A 25,667-nucleotide genomic window follows, 5' to 3' on the forward strand; every position below is an offset into this window, starting at 1 on the left:
GAAGGAATTCACAAAAATTTGTAGAATTAATACATTATTAACACTAAAAAGGTGTGTGTTTGTATTGAACTCAATAGCAGATATAGCTTTAATAAACGATGTAATAAATCTTCCCAAAACCACATTACAAGAATTATGTACAGATTTAAATTTGGATAACAAGGGTTATAAAGCTGACCTAGTTACACGTATATATGACTATATACAACAACACCGAGGTTCGCAAAGTGAAATTTTTGAGTCATCTAAGCAAAAGTTACTTGCCGGAAAGACTGCTTTGACTTGGTATAAGTTGGATAACAGTATAACAAGTGATGAATTTAGAGAATTAGTTACTGAGAAAAGTGATGCTAACCCTTTTGAAACTGTCGATATTCCAATTCTAACTGAATTGACTACTTCACCATCTTTGTTAAGTGGTGCTGTTGGTTTAAATGAAAATGAAGTTTATCTTAGATTTGCCTATAAAAGTGGTGTCCGTCAAGATCCCTATGGTACTGATATAACAACTACTCCTAAAAGTGGCTTTTCAACCGTTTACTTTGATTCAAATTCGAGCATTTTAGAAATAAGAGGGGACACCCGAAAAGCTGATGAAATTGCTAGTATAGTTGCAGGTCTTCTTGACCAAAGAGTTAACTTAGAACCGGTTGAAATTCCTTTTAATCAAACAATTGGTCAAATTGCAGATAATTTAGAGGGTGAACTAATAGATGCTACTTCTAAACCTGAATTTATTCTTGAAGACTTTGACGAAGAACAGACCAATGCTGTTGGGAATGTTTTATTGGCTTTAGACGAATTTTTTAGTACTAATGATACTGAATTATTGGAGGAGCAACTAAATTACGCCAATCAAGCATTCGATAATCAAATCACGGTTCCTTTCTCTGCTCTAATCCTTTCCGGAATGGGAAAAGTTGGATTGGGAGGTCAAAGAGAAATACGAGGATTACCACTTTATGATTATTTAAACCCAAATTTACAACATCAAGGTGGATACATTCGATTTAACTTTCATGAGGCTGGTTTGGAAAAATCTTATACCATAAGGGTGGGAATGACAACAAAAAGTATTTATTTCTCTACTCCATCAACAGAAGATGTAATTAGTCATGTAAGAAGTAACGTTATCTTAAATATTTAACTATGCTTTAGTAAAGGGGGATTCCTTATGGCGCCGAAATTTGCAAAAAGAAAGAAGATAATAGAATTTGTGGAAATGGCTGCCACTGGCCCAGTAGGAGGATTTTATCCTACTGCTGTTTCAAAATATATTGATTCCTCACTTGAAGAAGTATTAGAATTCTTATTGGGTCTAACCGAAACTGAAGAACTTACTCTTGTTTGGGAATTAAGGTGTCCTGATTTTTCTTGTGGAAATATAATTGAGTTAAGCCAAGAGGAAAGAAGTAATAAAGAAATCGAATGTAATAAATGTGGAACTGAATTTGAATTACAAGACAGCGACTTTTATCCACGATTTGATATTAACCCAGAATATAAAGAATATATTAAAGAAGAAAATAAGAATAAAAAAAAACAAATATTATCCCTGCAACCTCATTAGTTGGGAATCCAACTTCTTTATATGACAAAGTGGTAAAGAATCTTAGTGATGACTCAAAGCGTACTCTCATGAAAAATTCACCTGATATTGTTATCGATAAATTGCAAATTGTAATGGAGGGCGATGGTTTTTTGGAAGATAAAAGTAGAAATATATCTGACTTAAGAGATGTAACCATGGGAGACAACTTTAACCAAGGGGATAATGTTTCTCAAACAAGTATTAAGCAGACCCCAGAGTTGCGAGAGGTTTTAGAACAATTAAAAGAAGAAATCAAAAATATTCCCTCTGCCGATAAACAAGAGGTAGCAGAAATGCATTATGATTTGTTAGAGGAATATATTGAACAAAATGAGCCATCTAAAATTAAAAAGTCTTTGATTGCTCTAAATGAAATACTCTCCACTTCCGGATCGATATTTACAATTGCTGATCAGTTCGGAATTTCTATATCATAAATAGAAGCAAAAAAACCCTTTAGAAGGGTTCTTTTGCTTCACAAATTAATCACGTAGGGTAAATTGGTCTCTTTGATGGTGTTTTCATCATTGTTACTTGGTTTATTCCCGAAAAGCATGTTTCCAAATTGTTCGGCTGTTTCTTCTTGCATATTAGGCAGCAGATGACTATAAGTATCCAATGTCATTCGGGTATCAGCATGTCCAAGTCTCTCTGAAACGACTTTTGGATGTGCGCCTTGTTTTAATAATAATGAGGCATGTGTATGCCGCAAATCGTGGAAGCTTATTTTTTTGAGATTGGCCTTTTTAATCTGAGCGTAGAAGTTGCGTAATAAGTTTCTAGGGTGTAGGGGCGTGCCTTCCTGTGTGGCAATTACTAATCCATGATCTGAATAAAAGGTACCGGATTTTAATTTTTCCTTGGCTTGATTAACTTTATGTTTATTCAGCTCATGCATCAATTGATCTGGTAAGGCAATTGTCCTGGCTCCGGCAGCTGTCTTAGTTGAATTCTTCAATTCTCCAAAGTGACTCAGTGTTTGACGTACATTTAAAACGCCTCGGTCAAAATCAATATCTTTCCATCGGAGACCTAAAATTTCGCTTTGTCTCATGCCTGTGTTTATAGCAATTTGATAAACAATATAATATCTGTTGGTTTTAGTTACTTCTAAAAAATGTTGGACTTCATCGAGATCCCAAACTTCCACTTCTTTCTTCTGTACTTTTGGAAGTTCAATGAACTCAGTGACATTCTTAGGAATATACTCGAATTTCACACCTTGCTTAAGCGCCTGACTAAGAAACTTATGAACATTTCTGATATTATCGTTAGACAATCCTTTTTCCTGACTGAGAGTATGATATAACTGTTGTACATGCATTGCTGATAAATCAGGTAACATAATCTCTCCGATATAAGGAATCACATGACTGTTTACGGTTCTGCTATATTTCAAGTAGGTGTTTTCACCAACGGTCAATTGTTTATTCTTTAACCATTCACTTAAAAATTCATTCATTGTAATTTTCTTTGGTTCAACGTATGTACCGCTGTTTAATTCATGGAGCATTTCTGTCATTGCTTTATGTGCTTCTTTCTTAGTTTTGAACCCTCGTTTCTTCTTTTGCTTACGCTTTCCGTTAATTCCCTTACCCATTTCAATGACATAATACCAACTTGTTTTATCCTTTCTAACAGATCCTGAATACATAAAAATTCCTCCTTTTTATAAATAGATGGCAGAGAAGTTTAAGCTTCTCCACCATTTAGCCACTGAAAGAATACATCTTTTGAGACTTTAATTCTTCTCCCTATACGCACTACATGAAATTGACCTGAATTCACGAGCTCATATGCCTGGCGTCTCCCAATACCTAAAATTTCTTGAATGTCAGTAACATCTAATGCTTCTGGATATTGATACATGAAATATCACTCCTTATGTTCAGTTATTTGGATATCGGTCAATTCATTATAAGGTGTTGAAACAGTATCGTGCGCTTCTGATAAAGGTGAACGTTTTAATGCTTTATTCCATTCGTTAGAAGATAGGTTTTCAGGATTCAGTTCCACTGATTGAATAATCTGGCTTAAAGCGGTAGTAAGTTCCATTTCTGTCATTGGTTTATTGTATCGATATAGTAATTTCCCTTTCTCTTGGGGGGTTTTTTCATGAACAATAACTGAAATTCTGCGTCTATTCTGCCAACCTTGTCCATTATTGTTTAAATCGCTAGTATAGTATTCTTTTTCACCAATTACGATGCTGTCAAAATCATCAAAGTTCATATCAACATCAACAACATCATCGGTTGGGCCGATAGAAAATAAATTATTGTTTGTATTGTAATATTCATCAGTGAATACCTGTATCGATACATTAAACTCTTTGGCCAAAGTATGTATCACATTAAAAGAGGGCTTTTTTGATTCACCTCTTTCAATAGATGTTATTGTCTGGGATGCTATTCCGGTTCTTTTTGAGATAGAATTTGTTGTGTAAATTTCAGGGTCTATCTCATCCATAAGTTTTCTTCTGATTAAGCGTAATCGTTCACCAAGACTACTGTTCTTGAGAATATTTAACTCAATGGAAGTAATGCTTGTTGCCATAAAATAACCTCCTATAAATTTCCTTTACACTATTATAACAGTTTGGTAGTATTTAAACAAGAAAAATTAATGGAAGGAAGTGGAGATGAGAAAATGCCAATAAATACATCAAACCATACATTTATTGTTGAAAGATCTATATTTAGCAACACCTTTCCAGAGCTTAAAGAAGACCGTCTAAGAGTTTATTTACTTATGTGCAGGGTAGTGGGTGCTAAAAAAGATGGTATCTGTTTTATGAGTATTAAAACGATATCAAATGAAGTGAACTTAACCGAGCATCGTACAAGGAAAGCAATTGAATGGCTTTGTGAGAAACACTTTATAAAAAAAGTAAGAAGATGGAAACAGAGTAATGTATATGTTGTGTTGGTTACTCCGGACTATGATCCAGTGAAGAAACAATATTACTCAAATGAAGATATAGATAGAGGTCGTCTTAGCATGAAAGATACACTTAATGGATATGTTGAGTTACCAGTTGAAGTAATGGCGGGTTCCATATTACGAGATAAAACATTATGGACTGATCGAAAAATAAGGATATTTGGCCAGTTATATCTTTATCATTGGATTGATGAATTTGGTGGAGTAGATCCTAAGGTCGTTCAAGTGAAAAAGAATACAATGTATATAAGCGAGTTATTTAGCTATACAATTGGTTGTTCATCACAGGATATAATAAGTGTAATTCGATGGTTAATCAGGGAAGGTTTTGCATCAAAAGCCAAAACTGTGTACCGTCAAAATCCCAACTCAATCTTTAAAGAAATACAATATATTGGTGATGCGGTAAAAACTAATAAACTACCTAGCGATACACTAATTGACGTTATTAGAATGAACTGTATACCAAGTTTGAAACTGAAAAATGCAATTGATAGAACAGGGGGAAGAATTGCATGATGACACAAACATCACAACAAAAACAATTACCTAATGTAATAATGTCACAAAGAAAGGGAAATGCAATTATCCAAATTAAAGATGAGCCATTAGTAAAAACGAGGCCTCAATATCCACACGAAATCATCCAAGATCATTCTATGATGATGTTTCAGCAACTGATTATGAAGAGGGGCAGAGCAGCATTAAGAAGTAAATCATTGAATGTATTTCGTAATGCATTGAATGTTGAAATTGAAATAATAACTTTACAACCATCGGATCAATTCTACTTAGAAAAGGTATTAAAGGCAATTTTTGATGGATTAAATAAGCATGTGATTTATGATGATCGGATTATAAATAACGCACAAGTATGGTTGAAACAAGCAAATAAGAAGTATCCCAATACTATTATTAAAGTAGCTCTTGAGGATTGTATAAATGGGAATAGTATAAGTTTTAATTGTAAGCTTCCTTGTATTGAGAAGAAAGAAGCGGTTGTGTACGATATCGGAGGAGTTTTGACGCCATCTTCTCAATCAATTGTAGAACAGAAGACCATTGAGCAGGCCTTGAAAAAACATGCAAGTAATGTGTCTGGAAACACCCAGTATGATATATGCCATATGCTGTTTTGCACGCACAATGATACAAAAGATGTCGACAACATGTTTATGATCTACATAAATGCAATACGTAGGTTAGGTTTGTTTAATCATTCAAGTAACATAGGTATCGGTATGTATAAACGACATGCGAAACCAGGGGAAGAGCAGACAATAATAAATCTACTATCCAAGTGAACTGCACACCTCCTTAAGCTACGTATGGCAAGGTACATACAGTCATTATGCATATACATATTCTCAAGGAATGATAGATCGTAAGTGTCTCACTATAATTAATCCTTTATCATGTTGTGTATGTCGACGAGATGATATCAGGTTTTTTATAAAAATTTCATTCCCAATGTTACAATTTTGGCTTGTAGCTGATTACTACAAAGTGAACGGCATTTATAACCAATTCCTGACAACACGTAAAATGAATCTGCACCTTAAAATGCTGACATAGCAGCATTGTTGTCTATCATGATTCAGGTGCCGAGCATAATTATCATTAAACATGTAAATGTTAGCCCATTACGTTATTTTTTAGGGAGAGTCAATGTCCACTGACTCTCCCTATATTTTGCTTCCATTTGAAATTAGAAATCAATTAGATGAATGGTTAAATGATGGCAATGTTGCTGAAGCTTATATTACAGAATTAACATTACACTAAAAATCTTATACAATCCATTGTTACAATTTCCATTTTTTTAGATATATATAAAGTAAAATTTTTTTGCGAATAATTATGTATTGACTCAATCAGTTTTCATTTTAAAAAATGCTGTTATGACAGGAGTTTTGTGTTTGTTGATACCTGGTTTTGAGAAAATGTTTAATGAAATTAGTCATCTTTAGCCCAACTTATGATGAAATAGATGGGAAGCCAGTGATGGCACTGGCTTCCAGTTGTCACACTGTCTTCCCAATAAGATTTTTATAGATATCCTTTTTCTTTTAAGCTAGTATATTTTTCATGGCCGATAATAAGTGAATCGAGCAATTCAATACCTACCATTTTCCCCACATCTGCTAGTCGTCTTGTTACGTGGATATCCTCCTGACTGGGCTGCGGTGAACCCGAAGGATGGTTGTGTGCACATACAGCACTTGCGCAACTTCTGCGTATCAAATGTTTGAACACTTCCCTTGGATGGGCTATTGATGCATTCAATGAGCCGATAAATACTGTTTCACGAAATAACACTTCATTTTTCGTGTTTAGTCCAAGAACTACAAAATGTTCTCTGTCTGCGTATTGAAGATCCTTCAAATACTCAAATCCATCTTCAGGTGAACGAATCGTAAATCGTTGTTCAACCGGGCATGGATTCATACGAGCAAGTTGTAGTGCGGCGATAATTTGTTTCGCTTTCACTTGCCCAATACCTTTGATTTGCAAAAGTTCTTCTTCCGTTACATCCAACAACTCTTGGATAGATGGGTAGCGGCTGAATAGTTCATTCACTACATAACTGTCTTCCTTTTCGCGAGTTGTTGTTGCCAATAGGTTTTTAAAAGTGATTTTATCAATTGAATTGTTCATTATAAATTCCTCCATTATTGTTTGATTGAATTAAAAAAGGAGAGACGATATACGCCCCTCCTAATTGAGTGAATAACTGTTATGAGATACAATGTAACTAAGCGATAATGCTAGTGTCCTTAAGCTGAGTTCATGCGCTGATGAGCTCATCTTTTTTGTGCATTAAAAAGCCCATTGACTGCATTTGCAATCTCATGGGCTTTTAATGATCATCTTGTGTATTTGGTTTTCTCACCTCCTGATATGCCTCCTTTAGATGGAGTAGATCCCTTATAAAATCAGATGCCTGTTTCTTTGTCAGCTGTGTGCTACGTTCAACACCATATGTCATCTTCATGATCTCTTTTGCAACTTCTGTTGACATATCGATGTCATTGACGATGCGAAATATCGTATACAGCTGAGGCTTCACAACGAATTCATCACCCCTTTTAGTGTTGGATTGTCGCGGAAAACTCTCGATATCTTGTGTGAACAATCCACTTGAACGTGTTGCTGAAAGAACAGCATCAATCAAAGCACGTTTCTTCGCCATCTTCAGCACTGTGTTTACGATTGTATAAGGATCTTGATGTTGAAATGATGATTCCTTGCTATTGCATGAACCCAGACCCTCAGACTCGACGATTCCATTATCTTTACGTGTGAGTGTCGTCTTTACTTCATAGGCAAATATGCCGGATTCCCACTGTTCAATGCGGTTGACGACTTCAGCTGTTTTCGTGAAACCGAATGCATCACATAGCTTTTCTGCACCAGGCTTTAGTAACGTTGGTTTTGAAAAGCCTTGTACTAAACCGTAATCAACTCCTTTCACCATGGCGTCTTGAACGAATTGTTGTAGCTCATTAATTCGTTGTTGTGATTCAGTCGATGATACAACGACGTTAGGTAAGAACAGAGAATTTGCTTCGCTGTTACTTGAAAATGGCACAATATTATTCGTTTGTTTATCTGTCGTCATTTTATATCACCCCCTTTCAATGGATTAACGTCTATCCTTAATGACATCTGCTAGTTTAGATATACCATTGGATGTTTTTTGAACAAGGTATTTCCCAGCCTTATGATTTAGCTGGTTACCTTTTTTAATGGTTTTGTCAGAAACGTCTAATGTTTTCGATGCAATGTTATGTGCAGATTGATTTACTTTTTCGATGCTGTTGGTAACTTTAATCACTGCATCTTCTCCTTTAGTTCCGGTAAATTCTGCACTCCTGCTTAATCCATCAGCAATACGTTGTTTAAATGACTGTTGCTTGGATAGGTCATTCTCATGTAAAGCCTCGATTTCTTCTATTGCCGTTTGGATTTTGTTTCTCTTCGTTATTAAATTAGACAGTCTTACGTAGTCATTACGTTCAACTGAATCTACTATTTCATGTGCAATATCTTCATTCTGACTAAGCAAAGCTTTGTAGATTGTTTTAACCTCTGGAATCGAAATGCTTTTCCCATTTAACAATTCGGATTGACTGTCGTAACCTTTCCGAACATTCTTCTTCATCATTGATTTCCTCCTAGTGATTGTTGTTAATTGACTGCCACTTGATAATAGAGGGCTTACAATTAATGGTTGAAATAGTGGTAACCTCTTAAGGTTAGCTTCAACATCAAGCCGTCAGATTTGCTTCTTTTGATAAGAATCAAACCTTCATCTTCAAGGGCTAAAAGATCTACTTTTTTGATGTCATACTTAACCAAAAACTTAACTGGAACCCACTTGTTCATTTCCTTGGCTCGAATGAGAATCTGTTCCAATGATCTATTCATCTTTGTTCTTCCTTTTATGAGTGCGCTCCTCTCACCGCGCTTGTCGTCTCTGTAAAGCACAAAAAAACCGTTATCTATCCAAATCGATGGATAAATAACGGTTTATATAAAAGGGGTGGGGCATGAAACGGATGGGTACCCCTTTTCCTTATAATGAATGGTGGAGGGGAGAAAAAATGTTGCTATTTTTTATAATCTATTGTGTTACCAAAGAACTAGATATAAAATAAAGATAAAGTATAAAAAATGTAAGAGTAGGTGACTTCAACGTGGAAGTTAAACTTTTTCAAAAAACGCAAAGAGATTTAGCTGTATCGGTTAACTTAGTTATTGATACATATTGGGAAGATGGTATAAGTGAGAGTAAAATGGTGGAAATGATACAGAAGCTATATATTAATAATGAAAGCAAGTTTTTGAAGAATGGAAAATATACAACCGTGCTTCGTCAGCAGTGTGGTAAGAGAAGGTTGGAAGTCGTAAGTAGGGTGTTGAATATGGATCAAATGACGGCAAGTCAATCTATGTATTTATAAAATAATTAGCCAGGGTGTTGTTTTGATGAGTTCAGATATAATGCAAGCTATAAATCGGGAACTAACTAATATTCAACTTAAAAGACATCAGTTAATTTTTCTAGTGACAGAACAATTTAAGAAAGATATCAAATGTGTTTCGGAGTCGCTAGAAGTTCCGTATGTTAATGTTAATTACGAACTAAGTGAAGTGTTGAAAGACTTGCCGTTGAAAAAAAGACCTAGACAAGTGAGTGAGTTTCTAACGAAAATAGTACGAAATAAAAATGCTGACACGCTAGTTATTGACAATATTGAGATCTTGTTTGACCCACAATTGCAACAAAATCCTGTTTTACTACTAGAGAATATTAGTCGAAATGTCACATTGATAGTTGGATGGAAAGGCCACTATTCTGGCCGAAAATTAGTTTATAGCGAGCCGGAATATTATGATTATTTTACACATGAAAATACAGAAGGAATAATTATTAATTATACGTAGAGGGGGAAAAGCCATGAAATATAGTGATTTAATTCATTTTGAACCGATTGAATCCGTTGTACAGTTAAAAGATGCAGATGAAAAGCAAAGTGCTTTTAATTTATTAGACACATATGTTATTTCAGAACGAATGGCTGAAATCTTAGATGAATTGGTAATGGAACAGTTACAGTTTAACCGCCCGGCCGATAATAAAAGTATGTTAATTGTCGGTAATTATGGAACAGGTAAATCTCATTTAATGAGTGTTATATCAACAATTGCTGAGCTGGATGGTTCTAGTGAAAGAGTTCAAAATGAAAAAGTAGCAAATAAAGCAAAAGAAGTTGAAGGAAAGTTTAAGGTTATCCGAACAGAAATTGGAAGCGTCCAAACATCTTTTAGAGATATTATTTGCGGTGCCATTGAAGATGGCCTGGAAGATTTAGGTGTAGATTATACGTTTCCAGCCGTAGATGAAATTCGAAATAATAAAGATTCCTTAATGGAAATGATGGCTGCTTTCCATGAAGTCTACCCAGATCAAGGGTTACTTTTAGTTGTTGATGAATTACTTGACTACTTGAAAGGCAGGAAAGAACAAGAACTGTTTTTAGATCTCGGTTTCTTAAGAGAACTTGGAGAAATCTGCAGTAAAACGAAATTCAGATTTATTGCTGGCGTGCAAGAGATGTTGTTCGATAATCCGAAATTTCAATTTGTTGCCGAACAATTACGCCGTGTAAGGGAAAGGTTCGAACAGGTGAGTATTGTTAGAGAAGATATTGCTTATGTTGTCTCTCAAAGACTTCTTAAGAAGGACGATAAACAAAAAGCATTAATCCGTGAGCATTTACAAAAATTCACGAACTTATATGATCGCTTGGGTGAAGAATTAGAGCAGTATGTTAATTTATTCCCGATTCATCCGTCTTACTTATCAACGTTTGAAAAGGTTACAGTGGCTGAGAAGCGAGTCATACTCAAAACATTGAGTAATGAAATGAGAAAGGTTATGGAAAATGAGGTGCCGGATGGTAAGCCTGGATTAATTTCGTTTGATAGTTATTGGCCATATATTGAAAATGATCCTTCGTTAAAAAGTAATCCGGACATAAAAGAAGTCATGACCAAAACAAAAATATTACAGGATAAAGTAGAAAATGCATTTACTAAGCCATTATATAAGCCTATGGCTAGACGAATCGTCCAAGCTCTTGCTGTGTTTAGACTTACAACAGATGATATCTATGCACAATTAGGACTAACTCCTGAAGAATTAAAGGATAATTTATTATTACACATCGATTTGCTGGATGAGGATGACGCTGCATATTTCTTAAAAACGACCGTAGAGTCTGTATTAAAAGAAATCCAAAAGACGGTCAGTTACCAATATATTTCGGCAAATGAAACGAACGGTCAATACTTCTTAGACATAAAAAAAGATGTGGCAGTGGATGATTTAATCGAGCAAAAAGCTGAGGGACTTGTCGATGATCAGTTAGACAGATATTATTTCGAAGCATTAAAGCGAGCCACTGAAGTGTCAGATTCGACTTATAAAACAAACTATCGGATATGGATGCATGAGTTACCTTGGCCAAACCAAAAAGTGACAAGACAAGGGTACATCTTCTTTGGGGCACCGAATGAACGATCAACTGGACAGCCTCCAAGAGACTTTTATATTTATTTACTTCAGCCTTTTGCACCACCAAAGTTTAAAGATGAACACAAGTCAGATGAAGTGTTCTTTAAGCTTGTAGATAAAGATGAAGCATTCATGCGTTCATTAAAACTTTATGCCGGTGCACAAGAGATGGCTGTAACAGCAGCAAGCAGTACAAGAAAACTTTATGAATCGAAAGCAGACACTTACCTGAAAGAGCTAGTTAAATGGTTAAGAGAAAATTTAACAACAGCTTTTGAATTAACGTATAAGGGTAAAACAGATCGGGTAGCAGAATACGATATATTTATTACACCAGGAGCTACGGTTAAAGAAGTGATAAATGATGTTTCTTCGGAATGCTTAAGTCAACATTTTGATGAAAAATATCCAGATTATCCTGCCTTTGGTAAATTACAAACACCAATGACTAATGAAAGTTTATCAATATATGTCCAAGATGCTTTGAAAAATTTGAATGGAGCTAATAATAGACAGGGTTATGCTATACTCAATGGATTAGTGCTATTGGATGAAAAAGGAAAATTGAACCCTCGTCAATCCGGATATGCAAAATGGGTGATTGAGAAATTAGAAGGAAAAGCACAAGGACAGGTCGTAAATCATTCTGAGTTTATTGAGGATGTCTATACAAGTCAAGGAATAGAAGATATTAAGCAAACTAAAGAATTTAAGATGGAACCTGAGCTATTTACAGTTGTATTAGCAGCCTTAGTCAATAATGGAGATATTGTCATCACAATAGATGGCAAAACTTATGATGCCATGAATTTTGAAGAACTTGTTAAGGTATCGTTAAATGACTTCACTAGTTTCAGTCATATTAAGAAGCCAAGCGGTCTACCAATGCCATCGATTCGGGCGATCTTTAATCTGTTTGATATTGATGAAGCATTAACAAGGGAACATGCTCTACAGACGGGTATCGCACAGATGCTTAGTGAGTCACGTAAGGTTCTTGAAGAAATTGTCAAAATGTCTAATGACGTGAAAGATGGATTCCCGATTTGGGAAGGAAAAATACTATCTGAATCTGAAATTAATGATTATAGGGAACAGTTAAGTACATTTAAAGAGTTTTTGGAAGGGTTACAAGTTTACAATTCTAAAGCCAAACTCCAAAACTTAAAATACACAGTTGAGGAAATTAAGGAACAAGCTAATGCACTAAAACTGTTAGACGACCTCAAAAACTTAAGGGATAAATCCTTCGAGTATGGAAAGGAGATTTCTTATCTTCAAACGGCACAACATCAATTACCTCAAGAGTATAAGTGGCATGATGATGTTGAAAATGCCATAACGGATTTAGTACATGCTCTTAAAGAAGGTGAAAATGCACAAAAAGAGTTTCAAGCTTTAGAAGAAATAAAAAATAAATACATTGATATATATATGCAGTTGCACAATCAGCATCGAATAAATGCAACTGAAGATAACGAAAAAAGTAAATTATTGAATGATCAAAGACACCAGGCATTAAAAGAGTTATCAGATATTAATATATTGCCTTCTCAAATCTTACAAGATTGGCAGCAAAAGATAAATTCGTTGAAATCATGTTGGAACCTTACTAAGGAAGACTTGCACCAGAAGCCAATTTGTCCACATTGCCGTTTCAGGCCTAAAGATGAAAATCTTAACAATAAAGCAAGCCTGGAAATTCTTAGTGAGAATTTAGATGAGTTATTAAATAATTGGACAGAATCACTTATAGCTAACTTAAATGATGATGAAGTGAGGAAAAGCATCTCCCTTTTGAATGAGGATGAAAAACAAATTATTAACGAACTACTAGATAAAGGCGAGTTAAGGTTACCTATTGATGTTAAGTTCATCCAAGTTATAAAGGAATTATTTCAAGGTATTGAGAAAGTCGAAGTTTCAATTTCAGATCTAAAAGAAACGTTTGCTAATGGATCACCACTTACCATAAATGAAGTAAGAAATCGTTTTGAACAAATGCTAAGAGAACAAGTTGGAAATTTCTCATCTGATCGTGTGAGAATTATGTTAAAACAATAATTGCGGAGGCCGTTTATATGACTGATAAGAATAAGCAGCTAACAATGATTAACGAAAACAAAGATGAAGACGAGCAACCAGTGACAGTACTTGGTATGACATTTAAAAATGATCAAGAAAGAAGAGAGTATTTTACAGAAGAATTAAGAAAAAAGCTTCCCGAACTAAAGGAAATAGAAGGATTTCCGATGGGTGAGGATGAAGATATCCTTGCCTTATCGGATCCTCCTTATTATACAGCATGCCCTAACCCTTGGATCAGCGATTTCATTGAACAGTGGGAAGACGAAAAATCAAATACTGTTAGGGAAGAAAGTTACCATAGAGAAACATTCGTGGCGGATGTTAGTGAGGGAAAAAGTGATTCAGTATATAAAGCACATAGTTACCACACTAAAGTACCACACAAGGCAATTATGAGATATTTATTTCATTATACTAGACCTGGTGAAATTGTTTACGATGGTTTTGCTGGCACTGGTATGACAGGAGTGGCAGGGGCGATGTGTGGAGATCGAAACTCAAGTGAAGATCTAGGGTATATTGATAATAATGAAATCGGTGGAAGAAAAGTTGTTTTAGGGGATTTATCTCCAATTGCTTCATATATTGCGTATAACTATAATACTCCCATAGAAACAGCTTCTTTTGAAGAAGAGGCTTATAATATAATTAGTGAAGTTGAAAATGAGTTTACATGGATGTATGAGACTTATCATAACAATAACGAGAAGGCAAAGATAAATTATACAGTGTGGAGTGATGTATTTATTTGTCCAAACTGTACAAGTGAAATTGTTTTTTTTGAGGCTGCAGTAGACTATAAAAATGGTAAAGTTTATAAAGAGTTTTGCTGCCATTCATGCCAAGCAAAACTAAAGAAGAAAGGTCTTGAAAGGTCTTGGGAAACAAAAGTCGACATAAACACCAATAAAACTATTGAACAAATAAAGCAAGTACCTGTATTGATAAATTATACTTATAATAAGAAGAAACATAATAAAAAACCTGATAAATTCGATCTGAATAATTTAATGAAAATAGATAAAATGAATATATATTACTGGTATCCAAATGATAGAATGCCCCTAGGAGATGAATCAAGGAGAAATGATAGAACGGGGCACACTCATGTTCATCATTTATATACAAAAAGAAACTTGATGATATTATCCATGTTAAGAGAGAAATTTCTTAACAGCAAACACAGGAATGCGTTGATGCTTTTATTTACAAGTCATCTTATTAATTTATCAAAGTTAAACCGGTATAGACCTAGTGTATCTTTTCCTTACAACCCTTTAAGTGGGACGTTATATATGGGATCGCAAATTTCTGAAGCGAACCCCTTTATTGCATACAAAAATAAGGTGAAAAGGTTCGTTTCTGCCTTTTACATGAACGAAGTAAATGCCGTTATTGAGACATCGTCACTTACGGACACAAATATTAAAGATAATTCAATTGATTATATATTTACAGACCCGCCATTTGGTGCAAATATTATGTACTCAGAATTAAGCTTTATGTGGGAATCTTGGATAAAAGTTATTACTAATAACCAGAATGAAGCGGTAATAAATAAAACTCACAATAGATTACTACCTGATTATCAAGAATTAATGCAAGACTGTTTTGAACAATATTATAGGGTTTTAAAACCAGGGAGATGGATCACAGTTGAATTTAGTAACTCTAAAGCTAGTGTATGGAATGCAATTCAAGAATCATTACAAAGAGCTGGTTTTGTCATAGCGAATGTATCAGCTTTAGATAAAAAAATGGGTAGTTTTAAGGCTGTTACTACAACTATAGCAGTTAAACAAGATCTCGTAATTTCAGCATATAAGCCATCCAAAAAAATGATACAGGAAATTGAAAGTAATGATAGAAGTTCCGAAACTGCTTGGGCTTTTATTAAACAGCACCTTGAAAATCTTCCCGTGTTTATGGGTGACAAAGGAGAAGCACATCAAATAGTTGAAAGAACCCCAAGGGTTTTATTTGATAGAATGGTTGCTTATCATGTTCAAAACGGTTTAGTAGTACCGATATCGTCTGGTGATTTTCAGGCAGAGGTGACTCAAAGGTTTCCGATTAGAGATGGAATGGTTTTCCTAGAAAATCAAGTCGCAGAGTACGACAAGAAGAGAATATTAGTTAAGGATTTTACACAAACAACCCTCTTTGTTTCGGATGAAAACAGTGCCATTGAATGGATTCGTCAGCAATTAATGAAAAAGCCACAAACGAGACAAGATTTACATCCTAATTTTATGAAAGAAATTCAGCATATCCATAAACATGAACTGCTACCTGAATTAGATCAACTGTTAGAACAAAACTTTTTGGAATATGTAGGGGACGGCCCTGTTCCAGATCAAATTGCGAGCTATCTTAAAAAAAATTACAAGAGTGTAAGAGGTCTTGAAAATGATCATTCTGATATGAAAAATCTAGGCATGAACCGTTGGTATGTTCCTAATCCAAACAAACAAGCAGATCTTGAAAAATTACGTGAGAGATCACTATTACGTGAATTTGAGTCTTATGTTGAAGAGGTAAGTAAAAGTCGGAAGAAACTAAAACAGTTCCGCACAGAAGCTATTCGAGCAGGTTTCAAGAAGGCTTGGAGCGACAAAGAATACCAAAAAATCGTGGATGTGGGTGAACGGCTGCCTGAAAAGGTTATTCAGGAAGATGATAAGTTATTAATGTATTTTGATAATGCACAAATACGATTAGGAATGTAATGTGGAGAGTAGGATGTTTATATGGCAAGCTGGAGAGATGAAATTCTGAAAGTAACAGCAGAACCGGTATCGTTTCTATACGTTATATCCGATCCAGATGGTTTATTAAATGATGAAACCATCCTGACAAAGCTTCAAAGTAAAAATATAGAAATGATTGAAATTGAAGATGTTATTAGTTTCCGGTATGTATTCGAGTCTAAATACCGAAAAGCCATTTACAATCGTGAAAAAGCCTTAGTTGTACGAACAGAACTGGAAGATTTTCATAAGTTACCATATGATTTATTAAAGCTTGGAAGCAAACACAAAATCAGTTTATCCAACATATTTCCAAAACTCTCCTATCCAATCATTAAACAATTAAGTACAACAGACTTAGATGCCTTGTATACTGTTTATCAGCAGTATCAAGGTTCTTCGTCTGATACTGACACCATTAAATTTTTACTTAATAGGGTTTATAAAATTTACCCAGAGATTATTGAATCCACCTCTGATTTCATTAAATTCTTGCTTTCATATCATTATCAAGAGATTCAATTACCCGAGGAATTAGAAAAATATATTATAGATAGTCTAAATCAGGTTGACATGCTGAATGCACTGCCAGTAAAAAGATTGATACAATCAAGAAGTTATTTTTACTCATACCTTCAAGATGAATGGGATGAGTATATTTCTCAATTACATAATGAAAGTGAACAAATCAAAGATCCATTTGATGCCCAATCACACTATCATACAAAGCATTCATTTTCTCATCCGGATGTAAGAAGACTGCTAAATGATTTATTTTATGAAAACAAATTGCACCCGATTAAAGGTTATGAGAAGGAAACATTACCAAATTGGACGCATCCAGGTATTATTGTAGATGAAGCGGGTGACAAGAAAGATAGGATTTATAAATTACTTAATACAGTTAGAGAAAAATTAAATGGTCATACATCATATAAAATTTGGATAGAGATTGCCAAGTTATATGGAGAGCTGGGTAATTTATTTTTTTCCTTTAAGAATGAGTTAGATAAAGAAACAACCACAACTTTTGGTGAGCTAACAAACCAAATAAATCGAGAATTTGAGTATTGGATGTTTGAAAGTTATAGTACGCTTTATAACATACCATACTATCCAAGTCCGGTCATGGTTGATAGAATTCCGCATTATTTAGAAAGTCTAAAACGTGACAAAATAGCATTAATCGTACTTGATGGAATGAACTTTATTCAATGGAGTCAGGTGAAACAGTCACTGTTAAATAATAATATTCAAGTTAATGAGAATGGCATCTTTGCTTGGGTTCCAACATTAACATCCATCTCAAGACAGGCTATATTCTCCGGTGAAATTCCGATGATGTTTTCTGATAGTATTCATACAACAAATAAAGAGGAAAAACTCTGGAAAACGTTTTGGGAAAATCATAGTATATCAAAACAAAAGGTTTCCTATCAAAGATCGCTAGGACAAGGTGATTTTAATAAGGAACAAATTGAGGCACTCAAAAGAAACGATATAAGAGTGGCAGGTTTAGTCGTTGATACAATTGATGAATTAACTCATGGGGCAATTCAAGGTCACAAGGGAATGCACGCTGAAATAGATATTTGGCTTAAAAATAACTACCTATTGAATTTGATTCGAGACCTAGGTGAATCTGGGTACTCCATTTTTATAACTTCAGATCACGGAAATACTGAAAGTTATGGGAATGGAAGGTTATCTGACGGTGTATTAGTTCAATCTAAGGGAGAAAGAGTCAGGATTTATAAGGATAAGCTAACCCGGGATGAAAGAGCAGATGAGTTTTCACTTTTAAGATGGCCTAACATTGGTATTCCAGAAGATATGCATGTATTGTTAGCTAATGAGAACAAAGCTTTTATCCCTAAACAGGAACAAGCAGTAAGTCACGGATCTATCAATATCAATGAAGTGATTGTTCCATTTGTAGAAGTTAATCCATAAACAGTGAGGGATGCTCATGGCAAAACCAGTAGGATTTGATCAAAAAATATTACTACATCAATTGGATTTTACATTGAATGAAGCTAGAAGGACAAAACGTAAAGAGATGTATGAAAAATTAGACGAGTTCCTAATCGATGATATTAGAGGTGTTAAATCAAGAAAGAATGCAGCTACTATGCTGATGAAAATTTGGTACTTGGTAAACGATGATAATAAACATCTTCAAGAAAATGCATTTCACTTATACCCAGATTTACGTAATGATGAACGTTTGGTTCTCCATTATGGCATGACGGTTTTGGCTTACCCCTTTGTAAAAGACTTGGTTCGGGAGATGGGAAAATTATTTAAATTGCAGGATGAAGTCACTGCTCAACAAATTAGCCGCATTATGAAAAATTTATATGGTGATAGAAGAAGAGTAGAGGTTGCAACAAGTGCTGTACTCATGAGCCTGAAATCGTGGGGGGTCATTTCATCCGGGGACAAAAGACATATTTATATAACTGGTGAAAATTTGTCTATCCAAGCTACCGAAGTTAAAAAGTGGTTAGCAGAAGCTATTATTCGTTCTTCGGAGGGGTCATCGATAACATTAGAAGAATTAAATTCAAATTCAGTTTTCTTTCCGTTTGATTACACTATATCTTCATCAAATTTAGACGACGAATACTTTCGAATTAACAGGCAAGGATTGGATATGATTATGGTTGGAGTTGTATAGCCCTTATTCCTTTGAATGAGGGTAAATTATCATTTATTAAAAGGATTAAAAACCACTATAGACTTCAATCAATCAAAAGAAATTTGGAGTAAAACGAAGCAATTATAAGGTAGTTCCTAATGGGAGAGTAGAGAAGACTAACCTTATGATTTAATGTAATCCAGGGGATTGATCTTTTGCATTACCTTCTCTTTTCGAAGCAGACGAACCGTCCCCATGCTTACAAAAGTGGCATTTTATAGTAGTTATTATGTAGATATACCCTTATTTAAAAAGGTGAAATGAAAAGAAATACCTCTCAATTACTACATAATGGTAGTTGTCGGGTGACTAAACAGCAAAAGGCTAGGAGTACTCTTTATAACCAATCACCATTCCTTGCCTTTTACCATAGTATGAAAATACAATATGTATTATAATATACAGTTTACAAAACTATATAAGAAAGGAGGAGTAAAGAAAATGGCTCGTGCAGACCTTTTATTAAAACTTGTAAAATCAGGTTCTAAAGGAGATTTAAATCTTTTTAATAAAACTGTAGAAGCGATTATTGCAGAGGAAAGAAGTAAGAACCATGGTATACTTGCGGATAATCTATTGGAAGCATTAAGACAAAATAAAAAAAACAGTTACACTAATGGATCAAATAATATCAATTCATTATCATTAAATAAAAGTAGTTTATATTTTGAATCGGTTCCTGAAATTAACTTACATGACCTTATATTAGAACCAAAATTATTGGAATCATTCAATGGTTTAATTGAGGAACATTTTCGAAGTGATATGTTAAGATCGTACAATTTAGAGCCTAGGAATAGAGTCTTACTAGCTGGCCCTCCGGGTAACGGGAAAACATCAATCGCAGAGGCATTAGCAAAAGAGTTAATGCTACCTTTTATTTCAGTACGTTACGAAGGTGTTATTGATAGTTATCTTGGGGAGACATCAAACAAATTAAATGATTTATTTGAGTATGTAAGATCCAGAAGGTGTATACTGTTCTTTGATGAGTTCGATACCATAGGGAAAGAAAGAGGAGATTCCCAAGAAACCGGTGAGATAAAAAGGGTTGTCAGTTCACTGTTACTTCAAATTGATCGATTACCGAGTCATGTTATTGTTGTAACTGCAACGAATCATCCTGAACTATTGGACAGAGCAGTATGGAGAAGATTCCAAATTAAGTTAGAACTTGACCAACCAACAAAAAAACAAATTAGTGAATGGTTGGATAAATTTGAATTCGATAATAATATTTCACTGGAGTACTCTAAAAGAACACTGGTAGATAATCTTTCGGGATTAAGTTTTTCGAACCTCAATGACTTTGGATTAGACATTAGAAGAAAATATGTTTTATCTTTACCAGACGCTGATATGCGTAAAATTGTTAAGGAAACATTAAGGGATTTAAGAAGTCAGTATTTATACTCAGATTTAAGGAGTGATAACAGTGAATGATCGACCTATACTGATTCTTCCAAAACCGACTTCAGTTGACAGATCAACTAGAAAATCTATGATAGGAAAGATTAATTATCCTAAACATGATGAACAAGTAAAAAGAATTTTACCGAAGTTTAAACGTCTTGAAAATGCAATAGACAACAGGAAAGGCACAATTAGTGAAAGCGTTGTAGGGATAGATCCTGAATATGCTTTAGTTTTTGAAACAGTTGGTACTATTGAAAACTTTGTAAATGCTGTTAAAAAAGTTGAAGGTTTAGAGTGGCTAACTGAAATTGAAGAATACATAGATTCTGATGATAACTTTTATGCTGTTAAAGATGGTGAGAAAGTTGATGATAAAAAACTTAATGGTCGTTTATTTTTAATGATGTCAGATCAACAAGCAATGAGAGAACTACAATCTTTATGGAATAAGTATCAGAATAATGAAAACTTTGAACACGGGTACGGTAGATGGAAATTGTTATTCTCCCAATTAAAGGATTTAAGGTTATGGGATGTACAGGATCGCTTTTATAATACAGGATTGTTAGAAGTTCTGGAGGAGAAAATTAGTATTGGACAAGAAATTATTAAATTTGAGATTGAATTGTGGTTCAGGAATGAAAAAGGTAAAAGATATGAAGCATCTAATTCGGTAAAGAAGCTGGTAACTGCTGCACAAGGTAAAGTAATTAATGAAAGTATAATAGAAGATATATCATACCATGCTTTATTAGTAGAAACACCAATCACTTTGTTTGATGATTTAAAAGATGAATCTAGCATTATGTTAATTAAATCTGAGTCAATAATGTATTTTCGTCCTGTTGGACAATCAATGGTCGATTTTCCTGAAGATGACAATGAAGTTGAGGAATCTCTAATAGAATATCAAAATAGTGCAGAAAAAGTTTCCTCAGAGCCTGTTATTGCATTACTTGATGGCTTTCCCTTACAAAATCATGAATTATTAAAAGACAGGTTAATTATTGACGACCCAGATAATTATGAAACAGCATATCAGGCAAAAGAAAGAATACATGGAACAACTATGGCCTCACTTATAATACACGGGGAATTAGATAGGAATGATGATACGCTATTACGTCCAATATATGTAAGACCTATTATGAAGCCTAATCCCATGGATTTTAACGGGAATTCTGAACATATACCCGAAGATATCTTACCTGTCGACTTAATACATAGAGCAGTAAAAAGAATATTTGAAGGAGAAGGTGAAGAAAGTGCTGTTGCACCTAATATAAAAATAATAAACTTATCAATAGGTGATCAATCAAGACCTTTTGATCTTCAAATGAGCCCAATGGCAAAATTATTAGACTTTCTGTCAATAAAATATAATGTGTTATTCATTGTTAGTGCTGGAAATTATCCAGGGTCAATAAAATTAGATGTAGAAAGAGATCATTTTCAAAATGTAAAAGATGAACCTTTTATAGAACACCAAGTAATTAAGTACATTGCTAATAACATAATGGATCGGAGAATTTTATCTCCTTCAGAATCCATTAACTCTCTTTGTATTGGAGGGAGTCATACTGATGCTTCGACTGTTGCGGTAATGGGTAGAAGAGTAGATTTAATTAAGCAACCTCAGTTAATGAGCCCTTTCAGTAGGGTTGGACTAGGATACCGAAATTCAATTAAACCAGATTTATTATTTTCTGGAGGAAGACAATTATACTTAGAAAATATAATGGGTGATAATGGACAGGCTTTGTTAGATGTTGCAAAAGCAACTGTTTCACCGGGACATAGAGTTGCAATTCCAGGTTCTCAAGGAAAGTTAACAGAGGTAGCTTATACTAGGGGAACAAGTAATGCCGCTGCCCTTGCAACAAGAATGTCAGCAAAAATTTTTGAAATGTTAGTAGATTTATTAAATGGGTTTGAAAGTGGAGAAGAAATTATTAAGGACTATGGAGTTCTAATGATTAAAGCCCTTCTGGTTCATGGTGCTAGTTGGAATCAGGCGTTTTCTTTTTATAAAGAAGTTCTTGGCAGACCGGGAGACAGTACATTTAAAGACAAGCAAGTACCTAGGTTTTTAGGATATGGGTTCGTAGATGAAAATAAAATTTTTAATGGTTCAGATCAAAAAGTAACTCTGATAGGTTATAGTAAAATCAGAAAGGAAGAAGGTCAAGTATTCGAGGTACCTTTGCCACCTTCCTTAAGTAGTAAAAAGATAAAAAGAAGGTTAACAGTCACGTTAACATGGTTTACACCACAAAATTTTAACAATCAAAAATACAGAAAGGCTCAACTTTGGTTTGCTACCAATGGTGTATTAGAAGTAAACAGGAAGGAGGTACATGGTAGAGCTGTTCAAAGGGGTACCGTTCAACATGAGATATTCGAAGGTGATTCAGCAGCAGCGTTTATAGATGATGATACTCTAAATATTAAGGTTAATTGCCGTGAAGATGCAGGTGGATTAAAGAAACAAGAAATTCCATATACTATTGCAATTACCCTAGAAGTCGCCGATGGACTAGGTATTCCAATATATAATGAAGTAAGGGATCGCTTGAGGACTCGTGTTAAGGCTTAAGGCGGGGGAAATGTACTGTTTGCTATTAGGTGTAAGTCCTTTAATGCCTAACCAGTAAGATTTCAGGATTTTTGCTTACTTACTAAATCAAATGTGGTAGTCTAACAAAGAAAATGATTGTATTAGGCATCAGCAGAGCGTTGTATATGTATTACGGGAATAAGGTCTGATGAACTTTAATGATTTAGACTAAGACTACTGGTCAATGTAAACTTCTGTTAGAAGGCGAAAAAATGTCATTTTATACCTTTGTTTATTAATTTGTTAAGGAGAAATTACTGAATTCCTCACCATTTCTTTTTATTTTATCCTACAAATCGGTACGGTGAAGAAGACTTAAGTAGGATAAAAATGGTCACATAATTGGTCACACATTCCAAATAATCACTAATAATTCCGGGAAACTAACGAAGCAATAAAATGTCCATACCCCTTGATATGAGTAGGGTTACGGACATATAAGCATATACAAGGAAATTTGCCAAAGAGAATTGACAGGCATGAGGTCGGTGGTTCGAGCCCACTCGGAATCATCCTATCAGGTATTGATATGACATCATTTCAACAGAAGTGGTGTTATATTTTTTTGTTATGAACGGAATTCAGAAAAAGTTGATGTCAAAAAATTCTCTCACCAACATAAACGGATTGAACTGTATATACGAATAACAAAAAAGGTGTTAAAATTTCTTTTGATATCAACCAGATTAATAAAAATATTAATCAGAATGAAAAAAATATTAACTGAACCGAGCCAAGGGTTGCAGCAAAAGATAAAGTGTTTCGCTTGTGTTAAATTGTGTTATAATAGAATATCCGAGCTGAAAAAAGTTAGGATATAAGCTGTTAGCGAATGAGTATAATGGATAGCAGTAGCAATTTGAACGAAAAGGTGAAATATGTTGAAAATCGGAATTGATAAACTAGGTTTTTACGCACCACATTTGTATTTAGATATGACTAAGCTTGCCGCCAGCAGGAATGTTGACCCTGATAAATATACAATCGGCATCGGGCAGGATAAGATGGCGGTTGCCCCAATCACACAGGATGCAGTAACGTTAGCGGCAAATGCGGCATTGGAAATTCTCGATGACCGTGATAAGGAAGCGATCGATTTTGTTATTTTCGGGACGGAAACCGGTGTTGACAGTTCCAAGTCAGCAGGTGTTTATGTTCATGAGCTGTTGGGACTGAATCCGTATGCCCGGGCGATTGAAGTGAAACAAGCCTGCTATGGGGCGACTGCCGGCATTCAAATGGCGAAAGGTCACATTGCCATGAATCCGGACAGCAAGGTACTGGTATTAGGATCCGATATTGCACGGTATGGACTGAACACATCAGGTGAAGCAACACAGGGAGCGGGAGCAGTTGCATTGCTGATTAGTGCAGATCCCAGTATTATGACGCTGGAAGATCAGAGTGTTTATTTCACGTCTGATATTATGGATTTCTGGCGACCTGTCTACTCAGATAAAGCTTTTGCGGACGGCAAATTATCCAATGAACAATATATGGCCTTCTTTTCCAAAGTATGGGAACAGTACAAAGCCAAAACAGGTATGGAACTGAGCGATTTTGCGGCGATATGCTACCATCTGCCTTACACGAAGATGGGCTACAAAGCACTGAAAACTATTTTGGGTGAAGGATCAGAGGATGTCCAGGAACGGCTGTCAGCCAACTATAAAATGAGTACAACCTATAACCGGAATGTCGGTAATATTTACACCGGATCATTGTACTTGAGTCTGCTTTCACTAATGGAACAAGCAGAAGATTTGGCAGCCGGTTCAAGAATCGGCATGTTCAGTTACGGTTCAGGGGCAGTAGGGGAGTTTTTCACCGGTATTTTGCAGCCGAATTATCAGCAGCATTTACATGTTGATCAGCATGCTCGGCTGTTTGCATCCAGAATAGAGGTAACGGTTCCGGAGTATGAAGCGATTTTTGAGGAAACATTGCCAACGGACGGAACGACAATCGAGCTGGATATTGATCATGATCCTGCCAACATTTGTTTGGCTGGCGTAACAGATGATAAGCGTCAATATGTGAATAAACTAAATTGAATATATCTATTAGAAATGTTCAAGCCGTCAGCATGCATGATGAAAAGGTGACGGCTTTAGTAACTGATTGTGTAATGACTTCTGGGAAAAATTACAATTGAAAAAGAGGCTTAAAATGTGATAATATAAGAAACTTATCTTAAAATAAGGAGGTTTGAAAATGGCTACAAAAGCAAAGACGACCACGTATAAAAATCAGAAATTTGCAGTGCGCGAATATACACGCTGTGAGCATTGTGGCAGACCACATTCAGTATATCGAAAATTTAAGCTTTGCCGGATTTGTTTAAGAGAGTTTGCTTACAAAGGTCAAATTCCCGGCCTGAAAAAAGCAAGCTGGTAACATTAAATATTGACAAGGAAGTTGCTGCATGAAGTACAAAAGAAGTATTTTTGAATAAGAAGTCGTAAATCTGAGATAAA

Annotated in this window: 22 protein-coding genes; 15 read left to right on the forward strand and 7 right to left on the reverse strand. The window is 34.9% G+C overall.

The window, feature by feature from the left end; genetic code table 11:
- The first annotated feature begins 64 nt into the window (after positions 1-64).
- From BM195_RS03500 to BM195_RS03510, 3 genes are all read left to right on the forward strand, one after another.
- Positions 65-1,147 carry a hypothetical protein gene (locus tag BM195_RS03500; RefSeq protein ID WP_090233696.1) on the forward strand — a complete coding sequence of 361 codons (1,083 nt, stop codon included), beginning with the start codon at positions 65-67 and terminating at the stop codon, positions 1,145-1,147.
- 27 nt (positions 1,148-1,174) lie between these two features.
- Positions 1,175-1,570, forward strand: coding sequence for a BRcat domain-containing protein (locus BM195_RS03505; protein WP_090233699.1), 396 nt, complete (start codon positions 1,175-1,177; stop codon positions 1,568-1,570).
- Positions 1,571-1,638: 68 nt separating this feature from the next.
- The gene (locus BM195_RS03510; protein ID WP_090233703.1) at positions 1,639-2,028 is read left to right on the forward strand and encodes a hypothetical protein; all 390 of its coding nucleotides are present in this window, start codon (positions 1,639-1,641) and stop codon (positions 2,026-2,028) included.
- Between the two features lie 38 nt (positions 2,029-2,066).
- On the opposite strand, the gene BM195_RS03515 is transcribed toward BM195_RS03510, so the two are convergent.
- From BM195_RS03515 to BM195_RS03525, 3 genes are read right to left on the reverse strand one after another with little or no spacing between them, the layout of a single operon-like run.
- Complete coding sequence (locus BM195_RS03515) at positions 2,067-3,245, reverse strand: tyrosine-type recombinase/integrase (RefSeq protein WP_090233706.1); 1,179 nt, start codon at positions 3,243-3,245, stop codon at positions 2,067-2,069.
- A gap of 38 nt (positions 3,246-3,283) precedes the next feature.
- A complete protein-coding gene (locus tag BM195_RS03520) occupies positions 3,284-3,460 on the reverse strand; it encodes a helix-turn-helix domain-containing protein (protein WP_090233708.1) in 177 nt (58 codons plus the stop codon).
- A 6-nt stretch (positions 3,461-3,466) separates the two neighbouring features.
- Complete coding sequence (locus tag BM195_RS03525; protein WP_090233711.1) at positions 3,467-4,147, reverse strand: helix-turn-helix domain-containing protein; 681 nt, start codon at positions 4,145-4,147, stop codon at positions 3,467-3,469.
- Between the two features lie 93 nt (positions 4,148-4,240).
- Between BM195_RS03525 and BM195_RS03530 the strand changes: the two genes are divergently transcribed.
- Both BM195_RS03530 and BM195_RS03535 read left to right on the forward strand, forming a co-directional pair.
- Positions 4,241-5,053, forward strand: a complete 813-nt coding sequence (locus BM195_RS03530) for a helix-turn-helix domain-containing protein (protein WP_090233714.1) — start codon at positions 4,241-4,243, stop codon at positions 5,051-5,053.
- Positions 5,050-5,838, forward strand: a complete 789-nt coding sequence (locus BM195_RS03535) for a hypothetical protein (protein WP_090233717.1) — start codon at positions 5,050-5,052, stop codon at positions 5,836-5,838. Before BM195_RS03530 ends, BM195_RS03535 begins: the two co-directional genes overlap by 4 nt.
- 745 nt (positions 5,839-6,583) lie before the next feature.
- Here BM195_RS03535 and radC read toward each other — a convergent pair.
- From radC to BM195_RS03555, 4 genes are all read right to left on the reverse strand, one after another.
- Complete coding sequence (gene radC / locus BM195_RS03540) at positions 6,584-7,192, reverse strand: RadC family protein (protein WP_244535655.1); 609 nt, start codon at positions 7,190-7,192, stop codon at positions 6,584-6,586.
- 202 nt (positions 7,193-7,394) lie between these two features.
- Entirely contained in the window at positions 7,395-8,156 is a 762-nt protein-coding gene (locus BM195_RS03545) for a hypothetical protein (RefSeq protein ID WP_090233721.1), read from the reverse strand.
- Between the two features lie 24 nt (positions 8,157-8,180).
- Positions 8,181-8,699 (reverse strand): hypothetical protein, encoded by a 519-nt coding sequence (locus BM195_RS03550; protein ID WP_139223966.1) that lies wholly within the window; start codon positions 8,697-8,699, stop codon positions 8,181-8,183.
- Between the two features lie 62 nt (positions 8,700-8,761).
- The gene (locus BM195_RS03555) at positions 8,762-8,965 is read right to left on the reverse strand and encodes a hypothetical protein (protein ID WP_090233724.1); all 204 of its coding nucleotides are present in this window, start codon (positions 8,963-8,965) and stop codon (positions 8,762-8,764) included.
- A gap of 269 nt (positions 8,966-9,234) precedes the next feature.
- Here BM195_RS03555 and BM195_RS03560 point away from each other — a divergent pair, with 269 nt between their 5' ends.
- The 10 genes from BM195_RS03560 to BM195_RS03605 all read left to right on the forward strand — a co-directional run bounded on the left by BM195_RS03560 (position 9,235) and on the right by BM195_RS03605 (position 25,587).
- Positions 9,235-9,501 (forward strand): TIGR04540 family protein, encoded by a 267-nt coding sequence (locus BM195_RS03560; RefSeq protein ID WP_090233727.1) that lies wholly within the window; start codon positions 9,235-9,237, stop codon positions 9,499-9,501.
- A 25-nt stretch (positions 9,502-9,526) separates the two neighbouring features.
- Entirely contained in the window at positions 9,527-9,985 is a 459-nt protein-coding gene (brxF, locus tag BM195_RS03565) for a BREX-3 system P-loop-containing protein BrxF (protein WP_090233730.1), read from the forward strand.
- Between the two features lie 13 nt (positions 9,986-9,998).
- Positions 9,999-13,682: a DUF6079 family protein gene (locus BM195_RS03570; RefSeq protein WP_090233733.1), complete on the forward strand. Its 3,684-nt coding sequence runs from the start codon at positions 9,999-10,001 to the stop codon at positions 13,680-13,682.
- 17 nt (positions 13,683-13,699) lie between these two features.
- On the forward strand, positions 13,700-16,435 hold the full coding sequence (locus BM195_RS03575; protein WP_090233735.1) for a DNA methyltransferase: 2,736 nt from the start codon (positions 13,700-13,702) through the stop codon (positions 16,433-16,435).
- Positions 16,436-16,456: 21 nt separating this feature from the next.
- Positions 16,457-18,409 (forward strand): BREX-3 system phosphatase PglZ, encoded by a 1,953-nt coding sequence (gene pglZ, locus BM195_RS03580; protein WP_090233737.1) that lies wholly within the window; start codon positions 16,457-16,459, stop codon positions 18,407-18,409.
- Positions 18,410-18,425: 16 nt separating this feature from the next.
- Positions 18,426-19,136, forward strand: coding sequence for a hypothetical protein (locus BM195_RS03585; protein WP_090233739.1), 711 nt, complete (start codon positions 18,426-18,428; stop codon positions 19,134-19,136).
- Positions 19,137-19,598: 462 nt separating this feature from the next.
- Positions 19,599-20,600 (forward strand): AAA family ATPase, encoded by a 1,002-nt coding sequence (locus tag BM195_RS03590; RefSeq protein ID WP_090233741.1) that lies wholly within the window; start codon positions 19,599-19,601, stop codon positions 20,598-20,600.
- A complete protein-coding gene (locus tag BM195_RS03595) occupies positions 20,593-23,169 on the forward strand; it encodes a S8 family peptidase (RefSeq protein WP_090233744.1) in 2,577 nt (858 codons plus the stop codon). Before BM195_RS03590 ends, BM195_RS03595 begins: the two co-directional genes overlap by 8 nt.
- Before the next feature lie 902 nt (positions 23,170-24,071).
- A complete protein-coding gene (locus BM195_RS03600; RefSeq protein WP_090233746.1) occupies positions 24,072-25,244 on the forward strand; it encodes a hydroxymethylglutaryl-CoA synthase in 1,173 nt (390 codons plus the stop codon).
- 160 nt (positions 25,245-25,404) lie between these two features.
- Complete coding sequence (locus BM195_RS03605; RefSeq protein WP_090233748.1) at positions 25,405-25,587, forward strand: type Z 30S ribosomal protein S14; 183 nt, start codon at positions 25,405-25,407, stop codon at positions 25,585-25,587.
- The last annotated feature ends 80 nt before the right edge of the window (positions 25,588-25,667 follow it).

The sequence above is a fragment of the Lentibacillus halodurans genome (assembly GCF_900112045.1).
GTDB classification, from domain to species: Bacteria; Bacillota; Bacilli; order Bacillales; family Amphibacillaceae; genus Lentibacillus; species Lentibacillus halodurans.